Source organism: Mesorhizobium sp. M7D.F.Ca.US.004.03.1.1 (genome assembly GCF_003998635.1).
Lineage (GTDB): Bacteria > Pseudomonadota > Alphaproteobacteria > Rhizobiales > Rhizobiaceae > Mesorhizobium > Mesorhizobium loti.
The window spans coordinates 1-1,841 of record NZ_RZQG01001078.1 but is presented as its reverse complement, the minus strand read 5'-3'; the positions used below and the strand labels follow the sequence as shown (position 1 = coordinate 1,841).

The 1,841-nt window shown below is 59.8% G+C and carries 2 protein-coding genes; both read left to right on the top strand.

Translation table 11 applies throughout. The features are described 5' to 3' along the window. On the top strand, positions 1-539 hold a 539-nt coding region (locus EN935_RS34050; RefSeq protein WP_164771609.1), incomplete at its 5' end, for an RIP metalloprotease. A gap of 217 nt (positions 540-756) precedes the next feature. After that, on the top strand, positions 757-1,841 hold a 1,085-nt coding region (gene bamA, locus EN935_RS34045), incomplete at its 3' end, for an outer membrane protein assembly factor BamA (protein ID WP_127374127.1).

Below are 1,841 nucleotides of genomic sequence, written 5' to 3'. Positions count from 1 at the left end.
TCGTCATGCTGCGCGACGGCAAGGAGGTCACGGTGACCGCGGCGCCGCGGCTGATGGAACAGGAAGACGCGCTCGGCAACAAGGTCAAGGTCGCCGTGATCGGTGTCGTCAACAACAAGGAACTCGGCCAGCCGCGGCTCATCACCTACACGCCGGTCGGAGCGGTCGCGGCGGCGGTCGAGGAAACCGGTCACGTCATCCAGCGCACGGGCCAGTTCCTGCAGCGCTTTGTTGTTGGGCGCGAGGACAAATGTCAGCTGGGCGGCCCGGTGAAGATCGCCGACATGGCCGGCAAGGCGGCGAAACTAGGGTTCGAATGGCTCGTGCAACTGGTCGCAATGCTGTCCGTTGGCATCGGGTTTCTAAACCTTTTGCCGATTCCCCCCCTCGACGGCGGCCATCTCTTGTTCTACGGGGTGGAGGCCGTCATTCGCCGTCCAGTGTCGGAACGGATGATGGAAATGGCCTATCGGGCCGGGTTGCTTCTGGTGCTGTGCTTCATGGGGTTCGTTTTCTGGAACGATCTGTTTGGGTGCTGAAATCATGAAGAAATTTGGCTTCCGCATGGACGATGTTGAGACACCGTTTACCATGCACGGGGATATGAGTGACGCGAAAGCCACGCCGCAGGGTTAAGTAAATACAAATTAACCAGAAGCCTTGCGTGTAGGGAAAATCCGGTTAATACGGTAGGGGAAATTACCGCACGTCCGGTTTTCTCGCCGTGGGGACTACGAGAAAAGGTTATTAAGCCCGATGAAGGCAGCATCCAAGTTTCTGAGCGCCGCGTCCGCGGTGACCCTGTCTGCGGCTCTGGTCGTGCCAGGCGCGCTCGCAGTGCAGTTCGTTGCCACATCGGCGGCCGAAGCCGCTGTCGTCAGCAGAGTCGAAGTGAGCGGCAACCAGCGTATCGACGCTGACACCATCCGCAATTACATCACCATCAAGCCGGGCAAGGCGTTCTCCAGCTCCGATATCGACAGTGCGGTCAAGGCGCTGTTCGGCACCGGCCTGTTCTCGGATGTGCAGATCAACCAGGTCGGCTCGACGCTGGTGGTTAAGGTTGCCGAGTACCAGGTCGTCAACCAGGTGCTGTTCCAGAACAACAAGAAGCTCAAGGACAATGCGCTGGCGGCAGCGGTGCAGCTGAAGCCGCGTGGGACGTTCTCGCAGGCGACGCTCGATGCCGACGTCGAATCGGTCAAGGCTGCCTACAAACGCATCGGCCGCGACGATGTGACTGTGACCACGCAGGTCATGCAGCTTGGCGACAACCGCGTGAACGTGGTCTTCAACATTACCGAAGGCGATCGCACGCAGATCGCGGCGATCAATTTCGTCGGCAACAGCGCCTATTCCAGCCGCCGCCTGTCGGATGTCATCAATACCAAGCGTTCGTCCTGGCTTTCCTTCGTCCTGCGCGACGACGTCTATGACGACGACAAGCTGCGCGCTGACCAGGAGCTGCTGCGCCGCTTCTATTACAATCACGGTTACGCCGATTTCCAGGTCGTGTCCGCTGTCGGCGAACTCGACAGCGCGACGAACAAGTACACGGTCACCATCACCGTCCAGGAAGGCGACCGCTACACATTCGGTGTCGTCAGCGTCGAAAGCACGATCCCGGAAGTCGACAGCAAGTCGCTGGAATCGGTGGTCGAGACCCGCAAGGGCGACGTCTATAACGCCAAGGACGTCGAGGATTCCATCATCGCCCTGACCGAGAAGGTGGCCGGTTCCGGCTACGCCTTCGCGCAGGTGACGCCACGCGGCGACCGCAATTTCGAGAACCACACCATTTCTGTGGTCTACACGGTCGACCAGGGCACCAAGGCCTATAT